This window comes from Megasphaera sp. DISK 18 (genome assembly GCF_001682955.1).
Lineage (GTDB): Bacteria > Bacillota > Negativicutes > Veillonellales > Megasphaeraceae > Megasphaera > Megasphaera massiliensis.
The window spans coordinates 1-24711 of record NZ_LUGJ01000034.1; the positions used below are offsets into that span (position 1 = coordinate 1).

Below are 24711 nucleotides of genomic sequence, written 5' to 3' on the forward strand. Positions count from 1 at the left end.
TTGACGGGTAGCAGTTCAGATTGGCGGGACAGCCTTTCCAATCCGGGATGTTCCCGGCTTTTTATAACTGTTTGATGAGGTTGACCATTTCAATGGCACCGGTGGCAACGTCGAAGCCTTTGTTCCCGGCCTTTGTGCCGGCCCGTTCGATAGCCTGTTCGATGTTTTCCGTCGTAATGACGCCGAACATGATGGGCACGCCCGTCTTCAGCGATGCCTGAGCAATGCCTTTAGCCGATTCGCCGCAAACGAGGTCGTAGTGGCTGGTAGCACCGCGGATGACGGCACCGAGGCAAATAACGGCGTCGTATTTACCCGATTCAGCCATTTTCTGAGCGATCAAAGGGATTTCAAAAGCACCCGGAACCCAAGCCGTCGTAATATCATCATCGTTGACACCGTGACGATGGAGGGCATCGTAGGCGCCGCCGAGCAGTTTGCTGCAAATAAATTCATTGAAACGAGCGACGACAATACCAAACTTCGCACCAGAACCGATTAATTGACCTTCTTTAATGTGTGCCATAATAACAACACTCCTATTCTAAATTATATATTGAAAGTTAAAATCCATTTTCCAGCAGTTTGTCCAACGTCAGGCCTGATGAGGACTGAGGCGAACCGACTGTGAAGCGATGGACATATTTCCCAATGACATCTGTTTCCAAATTGACGATAGCTCCCGGATGTTTATCCATAAGGGTCGTATTGGCCATCGTATGGGGAATGATGGAAACAGAGAACTGACTGTTCCCGACGGAAACGACGGTCAAACTGATGCCGTCGATGGTGATCGACCCTTTTTCGACGATGAAGATTTCCATATCTTTCGGAATGGAAATGGTGATGACCCGGGCAATGCCGTCATTGGCAATGCGGGCTACGTGACCGATGCCGTCGATGTGGCCGCTGACGATGTGGCCGCCGAGTCGTCCTCCGACCTGCATGGCTCGTTCCAGGTTAACCTTAGAACCGCTCTTGATCGTGCTGAACGACGAACGGCGCATCGTTTCATGCATGACGTCAGCCGAAAAGGTCGAATCCGTCAAATCGGTCACGGTCAGGCAGACGCCGTTGACGGCAATACTGTCGCCGAGCTGTGTTCCTTCTAATACTTTATGAGCCGCAATCGTCAGCCGAATGGAGTCGGGACGGCGGTCCATATGGGCAATAGCCCCTAATTCTTCAATGATGCCAGTGAACATAGGCACCCTCCCTATTGGCATTATATGCCGTAAGCAATACGTTATTTTCATGCATCTCTACAGAATCGTAGATAAGCGGCAGGCATTCATCGAGCTCATCGACGCCATAACCGCCGACCGACGGCAGGGCTCCGACACCGCCGATAATCTTATCGCCCATGAAGGCATAGACTTTATCGACGAGGCGGGCATCAAAGAAACTGCCCTGAACGGTGCTTCCCCCTTCGACAAGGATACTGGTCAGCCCTTCTTCATGGAGGCGTTTCAAGGCTTCCGGAAGATTGATGGACTGATTGTCTTGAAGTAAGGGTGCCAAAATGACCCGAACGCCGGCATTTTTCAAAGCCTTCATCTTTTCAACGGGGCAGGCCGACGTCGTCATGACGATGGTCGGCGTCGTCTTATCGGTTACGACCAAGGATTTCAGCGGCGTCCGTCCCTTAGCATCGAGGACGATGCGCACCGGCTGGTGCGGTGCCGCCTGACCTTCTCGTTCGATACGGCAGGTCAACAGCGGGTTATCCGCCAAGACGGTGTTGATGCCGACTAGAATGCCGTCGTAAATGGAGCGCAGATAGTGGCCGTAATTTCGGGCCCATTCGTTGGTAATCCATTTCGAATGGCCCGTCCGTGATGCCGTGCGGCCATCGAGGCTTTGGGCCAGTTTAACGGCAATGAAAGGTTTTTGGACCATCATGTTTTTGATAAATACTTCGTTGAGCTGGGCCGCTTCTTTCGACAACAGGCCCACTTCAACGGCAATACCGGCCTTGCGCAGGATAGCCGCTCCCTTACCGGAGACGCGAGGATTGGGGTCGAGCATGGCCATGACGACCTTGCCGACGCCCTTTTCGGCCAACGTCCGCGCGCACGGAGGTGTTCGGCCGTAATGGGCGCAAGGTTCGAGGGTCACATAAACCGTCGCTCCCTTGGCCTTTTCCCCGGCCTCTCTCAACGCCCACACTTCGGCATGAGGGGTGCCGGCCTTATGGTGATAGCCGGTGCCGACTATTTCACCATCTTTGACGATGACGCAGCCGACGGCCGGATTTGGTGTCGTATAACCCAGAGCTGATTTTGCCAGTTCCAGGGCTTTTCTCATATACTCTGCCGGTTCCAATATATTCCTTCCCTTCTTCTTGGATTTGCAGGCGGGAAAACGAAAAAAGGCTATGGATGAAAAATCTCCATAGCCCTTTGAGCACAACAAAAAAAGACACTGTCGTCTGTCTTTTCCCATCCAGACTGTACTGTCGGTACCGAAATTTCATCGGTTCAACCCTTGCGGGTTAGCGGACTGTCACCGCCGGTCAGGAATTGAAAGCCCAGCTTTCTCACCTTGCCTCAAAGACTATTTCTATTCTTCTTTTCATGTACGATTTTAGCACATGAAAAGGAGAAATACAAGTCCTTATCGCAAGGACGCAATGGCTGCTTTTCGATCAGCCGCACCAAATACAGCACTGCCGGCAACGAGGAAGGTGGCGCCGGCATCTTTGACCATCTGAGCCGTCTTATCGTTGATGCCGCCGTCGACTTCGATGACAGCTTCGGTATTTCCTGCATTCCGGAGGAGTTCCTTGGCCTGGCGGATTTTGTCAAGGCTATAAGGAATGAACTTTTGACCGCCAAAACCGGGATTGACGCTCATGATAAGGATGAGGTCCAATTGTCCGGCAACACAGGACAACGTCGATACAGGCGTCGCCGGATTGAGGGCTACGCCGGCCTTCATCCCGGCTTCATGGATTTGCTGCAGAACCCGGTCTAAGTGGACACAGGCTTCTTGATGAACCGTCATATATTGGACGCCGGCATCGGCCAGGCCGTCGACATACGCTTCGGGATTGGTCACCATCAAATGAGCATCGAAGGGAAGTTTCGTAACCGGGCGCAAGGCCTTGATGACGGGCACGCCGAAGGTGAGATTGGGTACAAAATGGCCGTCCATCAAATCGAGATGGATACAGTCGGCCCCCTTCTGTTCGACGTCTTTAATTTCTTCAGCTAACCGCGAAAAATCAGCGGACAATATAGAGGGACAAATCGTTACCATGATTATCGTTTCCTTTCTGCAATGGAGGTGATGATTTTACAGTACGTTTCATACCGTTCTTTTTGAATCTGACCGTCGGCAACGGCCTCTTTTACGGCACATTCCGGTTCGGACAGATGGAGGCACGACGAGAACTTACAGCCTGCGCTGTAGGGCTCCATGTCGGGAAATAAGGGCAGGACATCCCGCGCATCAAGGTGTTCAAAATCAAGGGCGCTGAACCCCGGCGTATCGACGACATAGGTGTCGCTGTCGAGGCGCATGATTTCTGAATGGCGTGTCGTATGACGGCCCCGTTTGATTTTCTCACTGACGGCTCCGATGGATAAATCCTTCCGCCCCAACAGTTGGGATAGGAGGCTCGATTTACCGACACCGGACGGGCCGGCAAAGGCCGTTACCTTCTGCGGCAACCGTTCATAGAGCTCGTCGAGACCTTCTCCGGTACGAGCTGATACGAGGCAGACGTCATAGCCGCAGCGCTCGTAGAAATCCCGGTAGCTTTCAGCCAAGTTCCGGTCGAGATCACATTTATTGAAGCAGAGTATGGGCCGAATGCCGCTGTATTCACAGGTCATGAGCATCTTGTCGATGAGAAAGCGATTCGGATCCGGTGACTGGGCTGCCATGATGACCATCAATTGATCAAGGTTAGCCACCGCCGGCCGGCGGATTTGATTCCGCCGAGGCAGCTGAGCTTCGATGACGCCCTTGTCATTCTCCAGTTCCGTAATTTCCAGTTCATCGCCGACTAAGATTTTCGCCTTGAGCAGCTTGCCCCGACGCCGGCATTCGACGAGGTTCTCTCTTCCGACATCGACGTAATAATAGCCATTATAGTTCTTGATGACGCGTCCTTTTGTCATGTTCCTCCTTAGATATATTGATCCTGTACGAGCGAATTATTGATATAGACTTTGACCCGGGTCTTACCGGTCCCGCTGACGCTCTTTGAAATGTTGTCGCCGCCGGATTGATTGCGGTCGTAGACGACGCGCGAACCATTATCATCGGACACGACGATTTGAACGTGCTGGTTCGAAGCGCCGGCAGGAACGCTGATATTGACCGTTCCGTAGTGCGGCGTACCGGCCGGTTCCTGGTTATTGGCGCTGCCGTCCGAGCCGGTCGACTGCGAGTTTTGGCTGCCGGGATATTCGACGGTCAGATTGACCACTTTGCCGTCTCCTGCGGCCTGAGCCGTAACGACGGCCTGAGAGCTGTCTTTCGAAGCATCGAGATTGGCGACGGATCCGACGGAATAGCCGGCGCTTTCCAAGGCTTTTTCCGCTTCTTCGAGGGTCATGCCGCTTGTATTCGGCGCTTCGTTAGCCGCTTCAGCCGCCTTTTCAGCCTCGCTCTTGCGGCAGACGACGAGGTTGACCTTCGTCCCCTTGTCAACTTTCTTCGGCGACGCCGGGCTCTGACTGATAATCGTCCCGTCGGCATACTGAGCACTTTCTTTATAGGTTACTTTGCCGACAGACAAGCCGATTTCTTTCAACTTGCTTTCAGCCTCTTCCAGTGTCAGGCTCCTCAGATCCGGCATTAAGACCTGCTCACCCTTATTGCCCTTACTGACGGTCAGGTAAATCGTTCGGTTGGCCTTGACGACGGCACCGCCTGACGGCGTCTGGGCGACGACTTCGCCGACAGGGACTTCCTCTCTCTCTACCTCCTTGACCGATACATCAAGTTTTTTATCCTTGAGGATTTTTCGGGCTATTTCCACCTGTTTCCCCGTTACGTTCGGAACCGTAATATCTTCAGTGCTCCAAAAATTACCAAAGGAAAAGAAGGCCCATACGAAGGCGACGAGAAAGACACCGAGCATACCGATGATGATCGTCTTTTGGGAATGATTACTGATAGAATCCATGAAACGAGTAAAAATATTCTTCTTCTTTTTCGGCGCTTCTTCAGGCAGCTCTTTTTCCTTGATGGGCTGGATTTTTTGAGTCCCAAAGTTATACGTCCCCTTACTGATGATCGGACGGGCACCATTGGTGTTGATAAAGCCCTGAGACAGGCGAAGTTCGGACATCATCTCGCCAATCGACTGGAAGCGGTCGTCGGGATTCTTGGACATGGCCTTTAGGATTACCTGTTCGACCAGCCGGGGAATGCGGCGATTGTACTTCGTCGGCAGGGGAATATCGTCCTGAACGTGCTTCAAGGCAATGCTGATAGCTGTATCCCCTTCGAAAGGCACGATGCCGGTCATCATTTCATACATGACGACGCCGAGGGAATAGATATCCGTCCGCTCGTCAATATGGCCGCCGCTGGCCTGTTCCGGCGAAAAATAATGAACCGAACCGAGAACGGTGCGATCGCTGTTTTCCACGGAATTGACAGCCCGGGCAATGCCAAAATCTGCGACCTTAATACGCCCCGTTTCCGTCACCAGAATGTTATGGGGCTTAATATCGCAGTGGACGATGCCGTTAGCATGTGCGTTTTCAAGGGCTTCGCCGATATTGAAAGCAATCTGTATCGACGTATTGATCGGCAAATGGCCGTGTTTTTCGATATACTCTTTCAACGTCTCGCCGCGTACAAACTCCATGACGATGTAATGGACATTTTCATCGTAGCCGACGTCGTATATATTGACGATATTGGGATGAGACAATTTAGCAGCCGCTTGCGCTTCCTGCCGAAAACGAACGACAAAATCGTGGTCGTCGCCGTATTTTGCATGAAGCACCTTGACTGCGACGATACGATCCAAGAGGATGTCCTGGGCCTTATATACGCTGGCCATGCCGCCTGTGCCTACTTTTTCCAATATCTTGTATCTATTGTCTAAGATATGACCAATCATTTTTAACTATTCCACCACTTTCATAGTCGTTCCCGATTATATGGTTGTTAAAATTGCCGTGACATTGTCCTTGGCCCCATTTTCATAGACCTGGTCAAAGAGATCGTTGATGATCTCCCGTTCTGTCCGGCTGTAGTCGCCGATGGCATCGCAAAGTTCCGGCTTGCCAATGAAAGAGGTCAAGCCGTCGGAACAAATCAGAATACGGTCATTCGGCTGTACTTCAAAAGCCCCGGTATCGACGATGAGATTGGAGTCGACACCGACCGCTCTGGTCAGTACATGGCGCTGCGGATGATCCAGCGCTTCTTCTTCTGTAATCTTACCTTTATCGAGTAAAACCTGAACAATCGTATGATCGACAGAAATCTGTGAAAAGACTCCTTCCCGGTATAGATAGATGCGGCTGTCTCCGACGTGGCCCCAAAAGGCCATATGCCGGGCCAGGGTCACCATGGAAACGGTCGTCCCCATTCCCTTTAGGGACGGGTCGATCAAGGTCTTGCTGATGATACTGGAATTAGCATACTGAATTGCCTTTTCCAGCTGCACCGGTGCCGCATAATTAAAGTTCTTAAAATAGTAAGCAATGGCTTCTACCGCCGTCTTACTGGCGATTTCGCCGCCGACGTAGCCGCCCATACCGTCAGCTACGGCCAGCACGTTTCGCTCATGGCTGATATAAAAAGAATCTTCATTTACTTTCCGAACCAGGCCGATTTTGGATTCACCGTATGTGCCCAAATTCTCACGTCCTCTCACGGTGTTTCGTTATAGGTACACATTAATTCATATCATATTCCCTGTCACCTGTCAAATATTTTCACGTTTTATACGCAGCTGGCCGCAGGCCGCCTGAATCTTGCTGCCCATTTCCCGGCGCAGCGTGACCGGCACGCCGTGGCGCTGGAGGTAGGTAACGAATTCACTGATTGACTTATCATCGGGCCGATAGAGACCGACATCATAGTTGTCATTAATGGGAATGGCATTGATGAGAATATTTTTACCACTGAAAAGGCGGGCCAGTTCTTTGGCACAGGCATTGGTGCAGGTCAGATTTTTGATGAGAATATATTCATAGGTAACCTTCCGGCCTGTCTCTTCAAAATAATGATGGGCCGCCGTCAAGACGGCATCGAGGGGATACTTGTCGGTAATCGGCATGATACGACGACGAAGAGCATCATTGGGAGCGTGGAGGGATACGGCCAGGGTAATGGGCATCCCCTCTTTCGCCAATTGGTACATCTTAGGCACGATGCCCGACGTCGACAAGGTCATGTTGCGGTAGCCTAAGTAGAGGGTATCCTTTTCGTGGATGAGCTTCATGAAGGCGATGACATTGTCGTAATTGAGCAGCGGTTCTCCCGTCCCCATGATGACGATGGAGTGCAGCTCCGGTGTCACGTGTTGACGGAAAGCCAATAACTGCGCCACCATCTCTCCGGCCGACAGATTGCGGACAAAACCGTTTTTCGCCGAAGCACAGAAAGCACAGTTGACGGCACAGCCGACCTGCGACGAAACGCAGATCGAATTTCCGTAATCGTGCATCATGAGCACCGTTTCAACGGTCTGCCCGTCGTTAAGGCGCAAGAGCAGTTTAACAGTCCGTCCGTCCGGCGCATCAAGGCGCGACACGACGTCGGGCATCTGAATAGGCAGGACTTCTTTTAAAAGGTCCCGATCCTTTTGCGGAAGGAGCACCATGTCATCCCAGGAAAAAATCGATTGCTTATATATATAATGAAAAATCTGATCGGCCCGGAATTTTTTCATCCCTTGGGCGACGAGGAAGTCCTGCAGGTCTTTTTTTGTCATATCGAATAGATTCATCATATCAAGACTCCTTCTTCATGCGAGCAATGAAGAACCCGTCCATGCCGTCACGCTGAGGAAGAAGCTGGATAAATGGGCCTTCATGTCCCGGAACGGCCAGTTTCTCCGCAGCGTTTTCAACATGGAACTCCGGATGCTTCTGTAGAAATTCGTTGACGATGCCGCTGTTTTCGTCATCATTCAGAGTACACGTACTGTATACCAAGACGCCGCCGGGCTTCACGCACTGAGACGCACTTTCCAAAATGCGACGCTGCAGGGCCGGTAAAGTACGAAGATCGCTCAATTGCTTGCGCCAGCGAAGGTCGATTTTGTGGCGCAGGACGCCGAGACCGGAACAAGGCGCATCGATCAAGACGCGGTCTGCCCGACCGCCGTACTTCTGACCGATGGTGCAGGCATTCTGCAAGAGGGTGCGGACGTTTTTAAGGCCTAATTTTTGGGCATTATAGTCAATCAATTTCAATTTATGTTCATGGATGTCGCCGCCGTAGACGATACACGACGGACCGCCGATAGCCGCTAAATGGGTCGTCTTTCCGCCGGGAGCGGCGCAGACATCGAGGACCAGTTCATGGGGCTGAGGGTCGACGATATGGGCGACGAGCTGAGACGGTTCGTCTTGAATGATGGCCCGCCCGTCTTTAAGGCACTCCAGTTCGTGAATCCCCAAGTGGCCGTCGATGTAGATGCCGTCCGGCGAAACCGGCGTCGGACGAGCCTGAATCCCTTGTTCGATGAGGTCTTTAAGAAGCTCATCCCGACTGGTACGGGTCGTATTGGCCCGAAGACACAGAGGCGGGATGGTATCGAAATACTGACAAAGCTTTTCCGTTTCCTCCGGGCCGTAATCTTTCAGCCAACGGCGAATGAGCCAGTCCTGCTGATGATAGGTCAAGGCCAAGTAGGCTGTCATATCCTTTTCCTTATCCGGAATGACGAAGGAATTGCGGTTGCGAATGCTGTTTCGCAGCATGGCATTGACGAATTTTGCCATGCCCTTATTGCCAAACTTCGTCGCCATCTTGACCGACTCGTTGCAGGCTGCCGATTCAGGCACCTTATCCATGCCAAAAATCTGATAGAGCCCCAAGCGGACGATGGCCAGGCAAACCGGATCGAGCTTATTTAATTTGCGCGTACTGAGCTGGGAAATGATCCAGTCCAAATAATTAAGACAGCGCAGGGTCCCATAAACAAGTTCCGTATAAAATCTCCGATCCCGATCAGAAAATTTATGGGCCTGTATCGCCTTCGAGACGACGATATTACTATACCCTTCATCCCTGCAAATGGTCAGCAGGCTTTGAAAGGCAACTTCACGTACGTTCATGAATCCTCCTAAATAAAACGTATGGCCATGCATGCGGCATGCCGGTTATAACGGTTCTCCGACGGTCAGCGTAACCCCTTGCAGATACTGGGCCGCCATCAGACGCTTGCGGCTTTCCGGCTGAACTTCGGTAATGCGAAGAGCGCCCTTTCCGGTCTGGACGGTAAAGGATTTTTTAGTCACGGCAATGACCGTTCCCGGCACGGCATCCGCCCCTTCGACGACGTCGGCGGACCATATTTTCAGCCGTTTTCCGTCGCGGCACACCGTATAGGCGCCGGGGTGAGGATCCAAGGTCCGGATCAACCGTTCTAAGACGACGGCATCGGTATTCCAATCGAGGGCCGCTTCTTCTTTTGTAATCTTCGCCGTATACGTGGCCTGACTTTCATCCTGGGTGACGGCATTTCGTTCATAAGTTTCAAGGTCGTCGACGACGGTCATCAAGGTTGAGGCCCCCAGAGAGGCCAGTTTATCAAACAAGGTGCCCGTCGTTTCCTTGGCGTCTAAAGGGATGACAGCTTTTTTCAGCATCTTCCCCGTATCCATCCCTTCGTCGAGGAGCATGATGGTAACGCCGCTTTCCCCTTCGCCGTCCTTAACGGCATACTGGATGGGCGCCGCTCCGCGGTACTTCGGCAGGAGTGAGCCGTGAACGTTGAGGCAGCCGTATTTTGGGATATCGAGAACGGCCTTGGGCAAAATCTTGCCGTAGGCAATGACGATAATGACGTCCGGAGAAAGGCTTCTCAGTTCAGAAATAACTTCATCGCTTCGCATAGAATCGGGTTGGAACACAGGAATCCCGAGTTCGACGGCTTTTTCCTTCACCGGCGAAAAGGTCACCTTCTTCCCGCGTCCCCGCTGTTTATCCGGCTGAGAGTAGACGGCAACTACGTCGTGCTGCGATTGGGCCAAACGTGCTAAGGCCGGAACTGAAAAATCGGGTGTTCCCATGAATACGATGCGTAAGCTCTCCATTATTCCCCTACTTTCTGTAAATCCGTCGCTTTTTCAATAAATAAATGGCCGTAGAGATGATCCATTTCATGCTGGAAAATGCGGGCCAAGAAACCTTCCGGTTCGTAGATAACCGTCTTGCCGTGGCGCGTCAAGGAGCGGACCTTGATTTTAGAAGCTCGCTGGACTTTGCCGTAGTAGCCGGGAACGCTCAGACAGCCTTCCGTATCGATGTTCGTTTCTTCCGACATTTCAAGGATTTCCGGATTGATGAGTTCAATCAAGCCGTTGCCGTCATCAAGGACGATGAGCTGCAGCGATTCATTGACCTGGGGCGCCGCCAAGCCGACGCCGTCGGCTGCATACATCGTTTCGGCCATGTCATCGAGAATTTTCTTTATATGTTTATTCACTTTTGCAACCGGTTTTGCCGTCGCTTTCAGGACGGGATCTCCGGCTTTTATGATTTTGAGTAATGCCATATATCTTTCACCTCATTGTTATAGTAAAACGCTTATCCGTCTTATTATAGCGGAAAAAGAGCCAAAAGGCTACTGTAAGAATTCAAATTAACCGTCACCAAGAGTGAGAAAGAGAATCCTTACACTTCTATTATATCAGATTCATACAAGGCCCGGGGCAGCGATACTTCCCTTTTCTATAGACCCGGCAAAGCCCTGCAAAAAGCGAAGCCTGTGTGGCATCACACAGGCTTTTATGTCAAAAATGTTTAAAAAAAGTTAAAAATCTGCTACATCGACGGGTCGACATCGATGACGACACCGGTCTGCCAGCAGGCCGGAAGCTGACGCATCCCTTTCTTTATCGGTCCCAGGTCTGCCGCCGTCAGCGACAAGACCAAGCGATATTTATTGCGGATCTTTTTGATGACGTCTTCATAAGGACCGATGATAATAACCGTCTCTCCGTGATCCTTATTCCAGCTCGAAAGAGCCGCTGCCACGTCGTTGGCCTTTCGCCAGACTTCTTGTTCGTCGCTGTCGCTGACCAGGATCTTCGTCATTTCCTGAAAGGGCGGATAGGCCAATTCTTTACGAAACTGGATTTCCTGATCGTAGAACGCGCGGTAATCCTGGCGGGCTGCGCATTGGATGACGTAGTGATCCGGCGCATAGGTCTGCATGACGACGCGGCCGGGAACGTCGCCTCGACCGGCCCGACCGGCGGCCTGCGTAAGGAGCTGAAAGGTCCGCTCGCCGGCCCAGTAAGCCGGCAGGTTGAGCAGGCTGTCGGCCGACAAGATGCCGACGGCACTGACTCCGGGAAAATCATGGCCTTTAGCGACCATCTGCGTCCCTAATAGGATATCGTATTCATGGCGGCGGAAGGCTTCGATGATGCGGTCGCCGCTGTGTTTGCGGCTCGTCGTATCCTGATCGAGGCGGACGATACGAGCCTCGGGGAAGAGCTCATGGAGCTGCTGCTCCACCTTTTCCGTGCCGCTGCCAAAAAATTTAATGTATTTGCTGCCGCAGGACGGGCAAACCGTCGGCACCGGCTTTTCGGCATCACAGTAATGGCACTTTAAATGGGACGACTGGCGGTGATAGACCATGGCCACATCACAGGTATCGCATTTGACGACATAGCCGCATTTGCGGCACATGACGAATGTCGAATACCCCCGCCGGTTGAGGAGGATGATTGCCTGCTGACGGGCGGCCAGTGTTTCATTCAAAAGTTCGTACAGGGAATCGGACACGACGCGGTAATTGCCGCGGGCCAATTCCTCCCTCATATCGACAACGGTGACTTCCGGCAACGGGCGGTGACCGACGCGTTCCTTCAGTTCCACCAAGACGTAGTCCCCTTGAAGGGCCTTATAATAATCGCCTAAGGCCGGCGTCGCACTGCCGAGGATGACCGGACAGCCATAGTAAGCCGCCCGTTTCCGGGCTACGGCCACGGCATGGTAGCGAGGTGCCTCATCCTGCTTATACGAGCTGTCGTGGGCTTCGTCGACGATGAACAGGCCGATGGACCGGGCCGCCGAAAAGACGGCCGACCGGGCACCGATACAGATATGACTGGTCCCGTTTTGCATGCGCAGCCAGTTATTTCGTTTTTCGCCTTGGGACAATTGGCTGTGCATGACGACGACATCGTCACCGAAACGGCGCAGGAAGCGGCGCACGATTTGGCCGGTCAAGGCGATTTCCGGCACTAAGACGATGACCTGCTGTCCCTTAGCCAGTACTTTCTCGGCAAGCTGCATGTAGATTTCTGTCTTGCCGCTGCCCGTAATGCCATGGAGGACGTAGGTTTTTCCGCCTTCATCGCCTTCGATCACATGGAGGGCATCTTTTTGTTCCGCCGTCAGCGGCAGGGCTTCATCCGGTTCAAGCGTCGGCAGGATGTTTGTCGTCCCTGCCGGATGCTGCTCCCAACGGGCAAGGCCCGTCGCAGCCAGGCGGCGCATGAGGTCACGCGTATAGCCTTTCGACTGAAAGAAAGCAGCCGGCGCCGTTCTCTTTTCTTTCAGTTCCGCCAATAAGGCCTGCTGTTTCGGCCGGCCGTGAAGGGTACCATCGAGGTCATCCTTTTCAAAGGCCAGCCAGTCCTCCATTTTATCGGCAATCTTATTCTTTAAAAAGCTCTCACTGCAAAGACCGTTTTCGGCTAAGAGACGAGACACGAGGTCACGACCAAATTTACGGCCGAGGGCTCCTTTTTCCACCCTGCCCTTATCGGCGACATAGAGCTGAACCGACCGGCCTTCTGCCGTCGTCGCCGGCGTCGGCCCCAGGGACAGTACCTCCTGGCGGACGAGGCCGCGTTTATCGATCATGAACAACCGCAGGGCATCGGAAAGATTACAGACATAGTAGTCGCGGATCCAAAGGGCCGTTTCAATCATTTCCTCCCGAAATCCGGTCTGTGATGACAGGAGGCCCTCAATGGGCTTTAAGGTAAAGTCGGCCGGTTCGTCCAGCGCCTCATGGAGGGCGACGACAATCCCCTCTTCCCGGCGAAAGCCAAAGGGAACGATGACGCGGCTTCCGACGCGAACGGCCAGGTGATCCGGCACGGTATACGAAAAGGTCTGCTGTAACCGTTTGGCCGTCGTATTAATGATAATTTCAGCAATCACGGACATACCTCCTCATTAGGGCTGCAGCCGAAGTTCGTCGCTGCCGTCCGAGGGCATACGCCCAAAAACAGAAAGAGACTGCCGTCCCTGCGGCAGTCTCTGCATCTCAATTATAAGCCGGCTTCTTTACGGAGCGTATCCGCTTTATCGGTCTGTTCCCAAGGCAGGTTGAGATCGTTGCGGCCGAAGTGGCCATAAGCAGCAGTCTGTTTGTAAATCGGCCGCTGTAAGTCGAGCATGGCAATGATGCCAGCCGGACGAAGGTCAAAATTCTTTTCAATGAGTCCGACAATTTTTTCATTGTCGACTTTGCCCGTACCAAACGTTTCAACGTGGATTGAAACGGGACGAGCTACGCCGATGGCGTATGCCAACTGGATTTCGCACTTATCGGCAAGGCCGGCGGCGACGACGTTCTTAGCGACGTAACGAGCGGCATAAGCGGCCGAACGGTCGACCTTTGTAGGATCCTTCCCGGAGAAAGCACCGCCGCCGTGACGAGCCATGCCGCCATAGGTATCGACGATGATCTTACGACCGGTCAGACCGGAGTCACCCTGAGGACCGCCGATGACGAAACGGCCCGTCGGATTGATGAAGAGCTTCGTCTTATCATCGAATAAGCCCTGCGGGAGTTCCGGTTTGATGACGAATTCGAGGAGGTCCTTTTCAATCTGTTCACGCGTGATTTCCGGGCTGTGCTGCGCCGAAATGACGATGGTATCGATGCGAACCGGTTTGCCGTCTTCATATTCGACGGTGACTTGGGTCTTGCCGTCCGGACGGAGATAAGAAAGCGTTCCGTCTTTACGAACACTGGCCAGGCGGCGTGCCAAACGGTGCGCTAAGGAAACAGGCAGGGGCATGTAGTCATCCGTTTCATTCGTGGCATAGCCGAACATCATCCCCTGGTCACCGGCACCGATGGTGTCGAACTGGTCCGTATTGCCTTCCTTCTTTTCGAGGGCATCGTCGACGCCCATAGCAATATCCGGCGACTGTTCATCGAGGGATACCAAGACGCCGCAAGTATCGCAGTCAAAGCCGTATTTCGCACGGGTATAACCGATGGAACGAATGGTTTCACGAACGATGTGCGGAATATCGACATAGCACGTCGTCGAAATTTCACCGACGACGTGGACCATCCCGGTAGTCACTAAGGTTTCACAAGCAACGCGGGCATTTTTATCTTTTGCAAGAATGGCATCCAAAATGCTGTCAGAAATTTGGTCAGCCATTTTATCCGGATGCCCTTCGGTTACGGATTCAGATGTAAAGAATTCACGATTTTTCACCATGAGGTTTCCTCCTTAAAAAAAAATTCCCCTCATTCATGACTGTCATGAGAGGGGCTTCCAATCCCCATCTGCCAGTATAAGACTGCTGGAATTAGCACCTTTTCATTTATGAAGGTTGCTGCGACATCATAGGGCCAGTCCCTCCGTCGTCTCTTGATGGTTCTTTATTTGATTTACTGGTTCATTATAATTCAAACCCCTCTATTTTGCAAGTTCTTTTTTGGTATAGCAAACATGAGTTCTGTCCTTCTAAAAAAATTCCGACGTACCCGTTCACCTCCACACTTCCTGAAGAATATTTTTACATCCGTTACAGAAAACGTTATAATGAATAGATAGAAAGAAAGGATGATTATGATGACCAAATTGCGGCCAAGAGATATATTTTTCAACGACCCTTATTTTGACTTTGCCACCCATTGTAAAACGGCAGATTTGCGTTTGGCCAAGCGCGTAGAAATCTGGGATAAATGGTATCGTACCCAAGGATTGGTAAATACCTTACTGCAGCGCGAAAGCCTGGCCTTCATCCGCTATAACGGCACGGAGCGGGAAGAAGCCATGATCCTGCGGATATACGAACGGACACCGGACCGTCTCCTCATCAATACCTATTACGCATCGAAACGAAATGCCACTGAAATCTATGCCGGTACGATTCGTCTGGAACGCTATGCCACAGCCCAGACGACAGGCGACGATTCCTACATGGGCATGATCGACCTCTTAATGTTGAAGACCGACGATGAGCTCGTCGGGTTGAGCGATGTCTTTGAAGATATCCAACAAGCCAAACACATGGCCGCCCAATCCTTAGGCATCTACTTAATGGCTATCTACGACGGCCCCTGGGTCGATGACAGCCGGGCGGACGCCGAAAAGACACCGGCCATGATTGCCGGCGAAGAACGAGAAGAACTCCTCCGGCTGCGCCAGGAAAAAGCTCAAATGGAAGCCGACCGGGAAGAACTCCTGAAGCTTCGTCTCGAATCGCAAAACCGCAAAACCGTTCTTTCTGAACTGGAACGACTGCGTCAAGAACTGGAAGATGAACGAAACGGTCGCCAAGAAGATCTTCAGCACTACGAAGCGACCCTCCGCCAACAGGAAGAGTACACGGAACGGATCAAGGAAAAAGCCGCCATTCAGGTATCGGAGCTGTTGACCCTGCGTCAGACCCTTCGTAAATATGAGGCAAATCCTGAATTGGCAAAAAAAGTTGCTTCAGCACCCGAAAGGACAAGCTCGGCAGCCGTACCGAAGGCCGATGCAGCCGTAAAGCCGTCAGCGCCGATAATCGCCTCGACTCCGGTGAAATCAGACGCCCCGTCACCTTCGAAAGCAGCGGATCCGACAGCCTCGACGGCACCGGCCCGGGCGACGGAAACGAAAAAAACGGCATCACCGGAAAAACCGACAGCGCCGACACAACCATCAGTTTCAGAAACATCGCCGGCTCCCGCGGCATCCGGCGATGGGCCAACCTCTGCGGAACCGATAAAAACAGCAGAACGGACCGCCACAGAAAAGCCGGGGAAAACGGCCGAACCGGCAACCGCCCCGCAGACTACGGACACTTCCGCTGCAACACAAAAAAAAGCCAAGCGTCCTTCCGAAGACCGCGGCCTCGAACTGCCGTCCTTCATGACCCAGCGGGACTATACACACAGCTTGGACCGCTTCCTGGCCGGACGCCAAATCGCCTTGGCCGGCGGTACGCCGGAATGGCAGGGCCGGATAAAGCGCCGCTTCCCGACGGCTGCCGTCCTCAGCGGCTATACCGGCGACGACCGAATCCTGCGGGCTTCCACCCTCTTAGTCATCAACTTGAGTGAAGGCCAGACCGATCTGGTCAAATGGGCCATGGCCGCCGCCAGAGACATGGGCTGCCCCTGCCTTCCCATCAAGACGACAAATTTAAACGGCTTTGCCAAAGCCGTCGTAGAATATGCAAAAAAAGCATAACCAAAAACGGCAAGAAATGACAGATATCGTCTGCATTTCTTGCCGTTTTTTTATGCCTTTGAGGAATGGGTTACCTTATTTTACCCAGGTAACGACATCTTCCATGGCCTGCCGCGTCTTGGCATGGGGTTCTTCGTTGCGATAGCCAAAGCCGGCCATAACCGAAACGCCGAAGTGTTCCGTGTCGAGAAGGCCTTCATCGGCCAGCATGGCTTCTACCTTGCTCCGATTAAAGCCTTCAATGGGGCAGGAATCGACGCCGAGCATGGCTGCCGTCGTCAGCATATTAGCCAGTGCCAGGTAGGTCTGTTTGCTGGCCCAGTCAAAGATGGCCCGATCGCTTTCCAGTAAGTTGAAATCGTCTTTCTGGAAGGCCTCAAAAGCAGCTTTTCTCCCCTGCTCCGCATCTTCCGGCAAATGCTGTACATCGCGCATGATGTGGGTGATGTAAGGAGAGCTGTACAAGGTATCGACTTTCTTGCGAGCCAGCAGGATTACGAAGTGGCTGGCCCCTTTCAAGCTGTTCTGGGCTCCCCAGGCAATGGGGAACAGTTTATCCTTAATATCCTGACGTTCAATGACTAAAAACTTCCACGGTTCAAAGCCAAAGGAGCTCGGCGATAAACGGCCGGCTTCCAAAATGGTGTTGAAGTCGGCGTCGGATACCTTTTTCGAGGCATCGAAGCTCTTCGTAGCGTGTCTGAAGTTAAAGGCTTTTAAAATATCGGCTGCAGCAATCTTCATGGGAATCATCCTTTCCATGTCATAGTATATGTTTCATTATCTTGATTATTTGTATCATTTAAATCTTGACGATTTAAGTATACCATAAGATTCTCAAAACGAAAAGAACGCACTTTTTATATATTTACTACGGATAAACTGATCTGGGTATATTTTTTATACTGTCAAAAAGAAAGACCATCCCAACAACCGGTCGGGATGGCCTTTCGTTATGCCTTTTGTTTGGAAGTTTTAGCTTTGATAATCGCAGCTGCCCGAGCTACGATGATGGAAGCCAGTTCATCTTTTGCCATCTTTTCCAAGGTCTCTGAAGAGCCGTCGGGAAACAGCAAGGTGGCAATATTAGTCGTCCCCTGGAAGCCGGCACCTTCGGCGCTGACATCGTTGGCTACGAGCATATCGAGATTCTTTTTCTGAAGTTTCTTGGTACCGTATTCGATGACATTCGTCGTCTCAGCGGCAAAACCGACCAGGACCTGATGGGTTTTACGCTGGCCAAGACCATAGAGGATGTCAGGATTCTTAGCCATTTCAAGGGTCAAGACATCGTCATTTTTCTTGATCTTATTTTCCGCCGGATGAGCCGAACGATAATCGGCAACGGCCGCGGCTTTAATGACCAAGTCGCAGTCGTCATAATACGATTCGACAGCCGCTTTCATGTCCCTGGTACTGCCGACGTCGATGCGCCGTGCAAGGCCGACAGGAGTCTTCAAGTTGTCCGTCGTACCGGCAACCAGGGTAACTTCGGCTCCGGCAGCAACCGCCGCTTTGGCAATAGCAAAGCCCATGCGGCCGCTGGAATGATTGCCGATGAAGCGGACCGGATCGATGGGTTCCCGCGTGCCGCCGGCCGTAACGATGACCTTCTTCCCCTTGAGCAGGTCATTTTTACAGGCCAGCAGTTCGATGTAATCGACGATGACGTCCGGGTCGGGCAGGCGGCCGATGCCGGTAATGCCGCAGGCCAGGTATCCGCTGTCCGGTTCGATGAGATGATAGCCGAATTTTTTCAGCTTAGCCATATTATCCTGGGTAATGGGGTTCAAATACATATTGCTGTTCATAGCCGGAGCCATCAGAACCGGCGCCGTCGTTGCCATGACTGTCGTCGTCAGCATATCGTCGGCAATGCCATTGGCAATCTTACCGATGATATTGGCCGTCGCCGGTGCAATGACCAGGACGTCGGCCCAGCGGGCCAGGGCGATGTGTTCGACGTTGAATTCAGGAACATCTTCAAACATGGAAACGGCAACGGGATTTCCTGAGATTTCCCGCAACGTCAGCGGCGTAATCAACTCCGTTGCATGGGCCGTCATGATACACTTGACTTCAGCTCCTGACTTCCGAAGCTGACTGGCAACGGATGCGGCCTTAAAGGCTGCAATACCGCCCGTAATGCCAAGGACAATCTTTTTCCCTTCCAAACTCATGGCAAGTACCTCCGTGTCATTTAATGCCGTCGCGAGGGGCTTCATAAGTAATCTTATTCTGGTCGATTTCTTCCATGGCGATGGAAACGACTTTGTTCGTATCGACATTGACCAGGGCTTCATCGTGGTCGGTCAATTCACGAGCCCGTTTAGCAGCCAAGGTAACCAGTGTATATTTGCTGTCTACTTTCTGCATCAAAGATTCAAGGGTCGGTTTAATTAACATAGTTCATCTCTCCTAATCATTTATACAATTCTTTCGTATGGGCAATGTTTTTAGCATTGCGCATGACTTTACACTGTTCGGCTTTTATGATCGATGCCGCTTCATCGATGGCGGTTTCCAAATCGTCATTGACGATGACATAGTCATAGCGGTCGATCCAGTCGAGCTCTTCGCGAGCTTTGGACAAGCGGCCGTCAATAACCTCCTCGCTGTCGGTCTGGCGGCTGCGCAGTCGGTGTTCCAAGACAGAACGGCTGGGCGGCACGATGTAAATAAAGACGCCTTTTGGGTAGCGTTCCTTGACCTGCATGGCCCCTTGGATATCGATTTCCAGCATGACGTGCTGCCCTTCGTCCAGCATTTGGTAGACGTATTTTTTCGGCGTACCGTAATAATGATCGTAGACCTTAGCGTGCTCCAAAAAAGCATCTTCTGAGAGCAGCTGTTCAAAACGGGCATTGTCTGAGAAATAATAATTGACTCCGTCGACTTCTCCCGGTCGAGGCTGACGGGTCGTCATGGAAATAGAATATTGGATATTGGGAAACTGTTTGCGCAGGGCCGCGCAAATCGTCCCCTTCCCGGCTCCGGACGGGCCGGATACAACGATGAGCAGTCCGGAATCATTCATAGTATTACTCCCTTTCTTCTTCCGCTGCATCGATGGCGTCAGCATCACTGCCTGCCGATACGATACGGTGGGAAATGGTTTCCGGCTGAAGAGCCGACAAGATGATCCAGCCGTTATCCATGACGATGACGGACCGCGTCTTGCGGCCAAAGGTCGCATCGATGAGGTTGTTTCCGTCTCGAGCATCTTGGATAAGGCGCTTGATTGGAGCCGACTCCGGGCTGATCATGGCTACGACCTTATCCCCCATGACGACATTGCCGAAGCCGATATTTAATAAATTGAAGTTCATCATTCGATATTCTGCACCTGTTCGCGGATTTTTTCAATTTCATTTTTAAGCTGCAGCACCGACTCCGTGACGGCTAAATCACCGGCCTTGGAACCGATGGTATTGGCTTCGCGGTTCATTTCCTGAATGAGGAAATCGAGTTTTCGACCGACTTCACCGTCACTTTGAAGCATGGTGTGAAGCTGATTCAAATGGCTTTCAAAACGGACTACTTCTTCTGTCACGTCGACCTTATCAGAATACATGGCCACTTCCTGCAAGAGTCGGTCTTCGTCGGGCACGGGCGCCTGGGCCTTATCGATGAGCTGGCGGATTTTCTTTTCCAGCCGCTCTTGATAGGCCGCCGTCATGGCATCCTTACGACCGGCAATTTCTTCGACGAGGCCTTTCATAACAGCCGCCCGGGCCAGCAAATCCCGACCGATGTTGGCCCCTTCGCGAAGGCGCATGGCAACCATGCTGTCTAAGGCGCCCTGCAAAGCCGCTTCAAAAGGCGGCCAGCTGGCATCGGCATCGATAGCCGGCGGCGTTTGGACGAACCAATCTTTTGTCAGGGCCATGACCTCACCCAAGCCGACAGGACTGCCGTCAAAAAAGCGATGCTTGGCTCCTTCAAGGGCCGTCTTAACGGCGCCCAGTGCAGCATCGTCAATATGGATTTCCGGCGCTGCCGGCGAGAGGTCTTGAACGGTCACAAAGACATCGACCTTGCCCCGCTTCAAGACGGCTTTAATGCCGCTGCGCAGGCGGTCTTCCAAAGCCAGGTACGCATGGGGCATCCGTATATTCAATTCCAAAAAACGTTGGTTCACTGCCCGCATTTCAATGGTAACAGCCAGTTTGCCGTCATTGCCGGTTCCCCTGCCAAAACCAGTCATACTTCGCATGTTAGAACCCCCTTAATAACCTATTCAATATCTCATTATAGCCTATCCGGCGTCCATATTGCAAATTTTTTATATCGATGCCACCGTATGCCCGTCTTTCATCGCCCTTACAGAAAGCTGCTACACAGCCTATTTTCCGGCACCTCCCCTTGCCTTTCTCCGCCCGTTTGCTACAATGAAGTAAAGAAAAGAGTGAATTCGACCTATCCCAGATTTTCGTTAAGAACCATTCTATCTGACGGAGCTGATTTCTGCCTTTCATCTCCCTGCCTTGCATCAGGAGGTCTGCCTTATGAGCAAACATTACCCGGATTTTTCCCCCTTGCTGGACTGCATAGCCGCTTTCTTCGGAATGATATACGCCATTTGCCTGTTGATTTTGGTCCTTCTCCTGGCCGTCCCCATCGTAGGTGTCATCATCTATCTTTGTTCTTCCCTGCTGTGCCCGACAGACTGGGTGTTTCCCATCACAGCGGCCGGCACAATACTCTGTCTATTCATAACAGCTCTTTCCGCATGGTGTCAACGACTCCCACTTATAGAAGCAGGAGCTTGTAAGTCAGAGAAACATAGGTGGTAGCGATGCTGAGAACAACATCTCCCTAATTCTGCCTACATCATCGGGCAGTTGACGATGCCCGTTTTGCCAAGGAGATGTACTCCGAGGCAGTTGTTTTTCTCTCGTAACGAGGGTGATTGTCTCCAGAAATCCACATCGTACCAAGAAGCTGGATATTCATAGCTCCGATACGGTCATCGTTGGATTGGTATCCGCACTGGCAACTATACAGATGTTTGTGAGGCTTACGGTTTTCCTTATGGATAGTGGCGCACTTCGGGCAACGCTGAGAGGTGTATTTGGCCGATACTTTCAATACTTCCGAGCGATTTTCGTGAGCCTTGTAGGTCAGAAATTGCTCAAGCTGATAGAAAGTCCAGCTCCGCAGGTCATAGTTCTGCTTTGCAGTTTGGGAGAGATTCGATTTTTCAAAGCTGACACCCGTCAAATCTTCCAGTACAAACAATGTATCCTTGCCGTATTTCGTAACGAGTGTCTTAGAAATCCGATGATTTACATCGGACATCCAACGGTTCTCTCGTCCGGAAAGGGCTTTGAGTCTGCGCTTTGCAGATTTTGTGCCTTTGGATTGGAGCTGCTGTCTGACTTTGAGGAACTTATGTCGTTTGGCTGTAATCTTTCGCCCGGAAACAAATTCGGTTTTACCTTGTTCATCGTAACTGACCGTCAGGAATCGCAAACCACGGTCAATACCGACAACATGGCGGACATTCTCCTTCTGGAAGCACTCAACCGCTTTGGTGACGGGAATATGCAGATACCACAGGCCTTTGAGTTCAATTAACTTTGCTGTGCCAAGATTCCATGAGCCGTCCAGATATTCCGAAAATGGCTGGCTTTCAAAGGTACACCGGGTTCGTTTGCCAAGAGTGTTGATAGACAAGCTTTGGCCGTTATCCACGAAGCTGTAATCTCGATTGCGGACCAAATCTGCTTGCGGGCGCTTGAAGAAGATGGGCTTCCAAAGCCATTCGAGCGTTTTCGTTATGTATTTCCAGCTGCCATCTTGGTCCTTGTATTTGTATGGCTTGTGGAATAACTGCTTACTGACCGTCTTATAGCGAGCCATAGTCGTCTTGATGGACGATTGTGCAAGTTGCGACTTTAAGCCAAACAACGCACGAAGGTCTCTATATAGCTCTTTGTTAAGGCTTTGATAAGCCAATTTGAATTGATTGTCGAAAATGTATTGCGACACAAAATTACAAGCCTGACGATAATGTTCTGTCATTTGGCGAAACAGAATCTCTTGTTCCGGAGAAACATGGATGCGAAGTTTTATAGTTTTGGTTAGGTCGGACACTTTCTCTCACCTGCCTTTCTGAAAATATATGGCTTCCCTTAAGACCACCATATCATATATGTTACTAAAACTCTAGTATTTTAAGAAAGTGAGGTGAAGCGGGCATTCCTCCCCGACCTAAGAGGTCGGAGTATCCTGCCCACATTTAGATGAATAGTGATTTTCCCTCATCCGCCCCTTCTTTTCTGAAGGGGATTTTTTATATCCCTTCACAGGACCTTTACAAACATGGTATGATAAAAAGGATTGAATTTTTTAGTGTACCAGATAAGGAGGTACTTCTATGAACTTAGACGGTATCACATTACACTGCATTACCAACGAACTGGCAGACATTCTCCAAGGCGGCCAGATATCTAAAATCTATCAGCTCGACGCCCGGTCCCTGTACTTCCGCATCTTTAATGATACAGGCCTTCACCATTTGGTCATTACTCTCGATGATTCTCCGCGCCTTTACATTGCCGACACGGTCCCGCCGACGCCGGATATCCCGACGGGGCTCTGCATGTTTCTCCGCAAGTATTATGAAAACGGACGCATCGCTTCCATTGCCCAACTCCATTTAGACCGACTTATCGAAATCGCCGTCGATGTCCTCGATATCTCCGGCAAGGTCGTCACCCGTAAGATCCATGTCGAACTCATGGGAAAATACAGCAACGTCATTTTCACGGAAGACGGCGTCATCATCGAAGCCCTCATTAAGACCGGTAAAAACAAACAGGCCGTCCGCACCATTGCTCCCAAGGAGCCCTATGATTTTCCGCCGAATTTCATGCGCATGGATCCCTTTTCCTTCTCTGCCCAAGAACTGACGGATATGATGGAAACCGGCGGCGACGAACCCTTAAAGACCTGGATGCTCAAGCGCTTCAACGGCATGAGCACCGTCGTCTTGACCGAATTATCCCACGACTCCGGCATCGACACGGCCACCCTCGTACAGGATCTGTCCCCGGCTGACCGCTTTGCTTGGTGCCGTACGGTCGAAGCCTTTGGCAAGCGCCTCGCCGGGATTTCCGGCGCCTACGTCTATACCGTCAAAGGCAAGGAAGTCATCTTCCCCTTGGAACTAAACAGCCTCTCTCAGTATCCGCGGCGTCACTTCCCCCTCATCGAAACGTATCTCAGCGAATACCAGGCGACGCACCGCAGCCTGAACGGCGAACAGGAACAGCTGCAAAAGAAGGTCGCCAAGCTCATTGAAAAGCAAAAACGAAAAATCAAGCGCATTGCCGATGAAATGAAAGAAACCAAGAAAATCGACACCTATAAATTGTACGGCGACTTGCTCATGATTTACGCTTATGAAAAGCACGACCATGAAAAACAAGTAACCGTCAAAAACCTATTATCCGAAAACCAGGAAGACGTCACCATCGCCCTCGACCCGGCCTACTCCATGACCGACAATGCCAACCGCTATTACAAGCGCTATACGAAGCTGCGCAACCGCAAACAGATATCGGCTCAGCTCCACGAGGAAAACCAACAGCATTTAGACTATCTCTACTCCCTCGAATATGCCTTGGAAAACACGACGACGAAAGATGAAATCACGGACATCAAGGACGAAATGAAGCAGATGAACCTCATCAGCGGCCATAATAAAGATAGGCAAAAGAAAGAATCGGCTCAGGACATCTTAACCATCGACGCCGACGGCCTGACCATCTGGGTCGGCCGCAACAATCGGCAAAATAACTTCTTGACCTTGAAGAAAGCCCATCCCTACGACCTGTGGTTCCACGTCAAGGACCAACCCGGTTCCCACGTCATCTTAGCCTCGCACAACGCCGATCCGACGGATGCCCAAATCGAACGGGCAGCACAACTGGCCGCCTATTACAGTAAGGGCCGGGACAGCTCTAAAGTCGAAGTCGACTGCACCCTCGTACGCCATGTAAAGAAACCGGCCCACGCCGTCCCGGGCTACGTCATATTCACCAACCAGACGACGTACATCGTCGAGCCCAAGAAAGAATAGCCGCATCGAAATCAGGACGAC

General features: G+C 51.6%; 22 protein-coding genes and 2 riboswitches. Of the genes, 2 read left to right on the plus strand and 20 right to left on the minus strand.

Annotation, left to right across the window (positions count from 1 at the left end):
* Positions 1-61: 61 nt before the first annotated feature.
* The 13 genes from ribE to metK form a co-directional block, all read right to left on the minus strand.
* The gene (ribE, locus tag A0U42_RS07580; RefSeq protein WP_044504051.1) at positions 62-526 is read right to left on the minus strand and encodes a 6,7-dimethyl-8-ribityllumazine synthase; all 465 of its coding nucleotides are present in this window, start codon (positions 524-526) and stop codon (positions 62-64) included.
* 37 nt (positions 527-563) lie between these two features.
* Positions 564-1205, minus strand: a complete 642-nt coding sequence (locus A0U42_RS07585) for a riboflavin synthase (RefSeq protein ID WP_065360500.1) — start codon at positions 1203-1205, stop codon at positions 564-566.
* Positions 1186-2325, minus strand: a complete 1140-nt coding sequence (gene ribD, locus A0U42_RS07590) for a bifunctional diaminohydroxyphosphoribosylaminopyrimidine deaminase/5-amino-6-(5-phosphoribosylamino)uracil reductase RibD (protein WP_065360501.1) — start codon at positions 2323-2325, stop codon at positions 1186-1188. Before ribD ends, A0U42_RS07585 begins: the two co-directional genes overlap by 20 nt.
* A 104-nt stretch (positions 2326-2429) precedes the next feature.
* Positions 2430-2561: riboswitch (FMN riboswitch) on the minus strand.
* A gap of 55 nt (positions 2562-2616) precedes the next feature.
* Positions 2617-3261 (minus strand): ribulose-phosphate 3-epimerase, encoded by a 645-nt coding sequence (gene rpe, locus A0U42_RS07595; protein WP_065360502.1) that lies wholly within the window; start codon positions 3259-3261, stop codon positions 2617-2619.
* Between the two features lie 2 nt (positions 3262-3263).
* Positions 3264-4127: a ribosome small subunit-dependent GTPase A gene (rsgA, locus tag A0U42_RS07600; protein WP_065360503.1), complete on the minus strand. Its 864-nt coding sequence runs from the start codon at positions 4125-4127 to the stop codon at positions 3264-3266.
* A gap of 8 nt (positions 4128-4135) precedes the next feature.
* The gene (gene pknB / locus A0U42_RS07605; RefSeq protein WP_065360504.1) at positions 4136-6088 is read right to left on the minus strand and encodes a Stk1 family PASTA domain-containing Ser/Thr kinase; all 1953 of its coding nucleotides are present in this window, start codon (positions 6086-6088) and stop codon (positions 4136-4138) included.
* A 36-nt stretch (positions 6089-6124) separates the two neighbouring features.
* Complete coding sequence (locus tag A0U42_RS07610; protein WP_065360505.1) at positions 6125-6832, minus strand: Stp1/IreP family PP2C-type Ser/Thr phosphatase; 708 nt, start codon at positions 6830-6832, stop codon at positions 6125-6127.
* 69 nt (positions 6833-6901) lie between these two features.
* Complete coding sequence (rlmN, locus tag A0U42_RS07615; protein ID WP_065360506.1) at positions 6902-7930, minus strand: 23S rRNA (adenine(2503)-C(2))-methyltransferase RlmN; 1029 nt, start codon at positions 7928-7930, stop codon at positions 6902-6904.
* 1 nt (position 7931) lies between these two features.
* Positions 7932-9263 carry a 16S rRNA (cytosine(967)-C(5))-methyltransferase RsmB gene (gene rsmB / locus A0U42_RS07620; RefSeq protein WP_065360507.1) on the minus strand — a complete coding sequence of 444 codons (1332 nt, stop codon included), beginning with the start codon at positions 9261-9263 and terminating at the stop codon, positions 7932-7934.
* 45 nt (positions 9264-9308) lie between these two features.
* Positions 9309-10244, minus strand: coding sequence for a methionyl-tRNA formyltransferase (gene fmt / locus A0U42_RS07625; protein WP_065360508.1), 936 nt, complete (start codon positions 10242-10244; stop codon positions 9309-9311).
* Complete coding sequence (def, locus tag A0U42_RS07630; RefSeq protein WP_044504061.1) at positions 10244-10705, minus strand: peptide deformylase; 462 nt, start codon at positions 10703-10705, stop codon at positions 10244-10246. Before def ends, fmt begins: the two co-directional genes overlap by 1 nt.
* 269 nt (positions 10706-10974) lie before the next feature.
* Positions 10975-13335 (minus strand): primosomal protein N', encoded by a 2361-nt coding sequence (gene priA, locus A0U42_RS07635; protein ID WP_083122455.1) that lies wholly within the window; start codon positions 13333-13335, stop codon positions 10975-10977.
* Between the two features lie 110 nt (positions 13336-13445).
* A complete protein-coding gene (gene metK / locus A0U42_RS07640) occupies positions 13446-14636 on the minus strand; it encodes a methionine adenosyltransferase (RefSeq protein ID WP_065360510.1) in 1191 nt (396 codons plus the stop codon).
* A 61-nt stretch (positions 14637-14697) separates the two neighbouring features.
* Positions 14698-14799: riboswitch (SAM riboswitch) on the minus strand.
* A gap of 191 nt (positions 14800-14990) precedes the next feature.
* Between metK and A0U42_RS07645 the strand changes: the two genes are divergently transcribed.
* Complete coding sequence (locus A0U42_RS07645) at positions 14991-16601, plus strand: hypothetical protein (protein WP_141669509.1); 1611 nt, start codon at positions 14991-14993, stop codon at positions 16599-16601.
* A 75-nt stretch (positions 16602-16676) separates the two neighbouring features.
* Here the strand turns inward: A0U42_RS07645 and A0U42_RS07650 are convergent, their stop codons facing one another.
* From A0U42_RS07650 to A0U42_RS07690, 7 genes are all read right to left on the minus strand, one after another.
* Positions 16677-17345, minus strand: a complete 669-nt coding sequence (locus A0U42_RS07650; RefSeq protein ID WP_065360512.1) for an NAD(P)H-dependent oxidoreductase — start codon at positions 17343-17345, stop codon at positions 16677-16679.
* Between the two features lie 209 nt (positions 17346-17554).
* Positions 17555-18781 (minus strand): bifunctional phosphopantothenoylcysteine decarboxylase/phosphopantothenate--cysteine ligase CoaBC, encoded by a 1227-nt coding sequence (gene coaBC, locus A0U42_RS07655; RefSeq protein ID WP_044504065.1) that lies wholly within the window; start codon positions 18779-18781, stop codon positions 17555-17557.
* 16 nt (positions 18782-18797) lie between these two features.
* Positions 18798-19007 (minus strand): DNA-directed RNA polymerase subunit omega, encoded by a 210-nt coding sequence (gene rpoZ, locus A0U42_RS07660; RefSeq protein ID WP_044504066.1) that lies wholly within the window; start codon positions 19005-19007, stop codon positions 18798-18800.
* Between the two features lie 16 nt (positions 19008-19023).
* Entirely contained in the window at positions 19024-19638 is a 615-nt protein-coding gene (gene gmk / locus A0U42_RS07665; RefSeq protein WP_065360513.1) for a guanylate kinase, read from the minus strand.
* A 4-nt stretch (positions 19639-19642) separates the two neighbouring features.
* Positions 19643-19930: an extracellular matrix/biofilm regulator RemA gene (gene remA, locus A0U42_RS07670; protein ID WP_044504858.1), complete on the minus strand. Its 288-nt coding sequence runs from the start codon at positions 19928-19930 to the stop codon at positions 19643-19645.
* Positions 19930-20817 carry a YicC/YloC family endoribonuclease gene (locus A0U42_RS07675; RefSeq protein ID WP_065360514.1) on the minus strand — a complete coding sequence of 296 codons (888 nt, stop codon included), beginning with the start codon at positions 20815-20817 and terminating at the stop codon, positions 19930-19932. Before A0U42_RS07675 ends, remA begins: the two co-directional genes overlap by 1 nt.
* 617 nt (positions 20818-21434) lie before the next feature.
* On the minus strand, positions 21435-22700 hold the full coding sequence (locus A0U42_RS07690) for an RNA-guided endonuclease TnpB family protein (protein ID WP_065360517.1): 1266 nt from the start codon (positions 22698-22700) through the stop codon (positions 21435-21437).
* Between the two features lie 283 nt (positions 22701-22983).
* On the opposite strand from A0U42_RS07690, the gene A0U42_RS07695 reads away from it, so the two are divergent.
* Positions 22984-24690, plus strand: coding sequence for an NFACT family protein (locus tag A0U42_RS07695; RefSeq protein WP_065360518.1), 1707 nt, complete (start codon positions 22984-22986; stop codon positions 24688-24690).
* Positions 24691-24711: the final 21 nt, after the last annotated feature.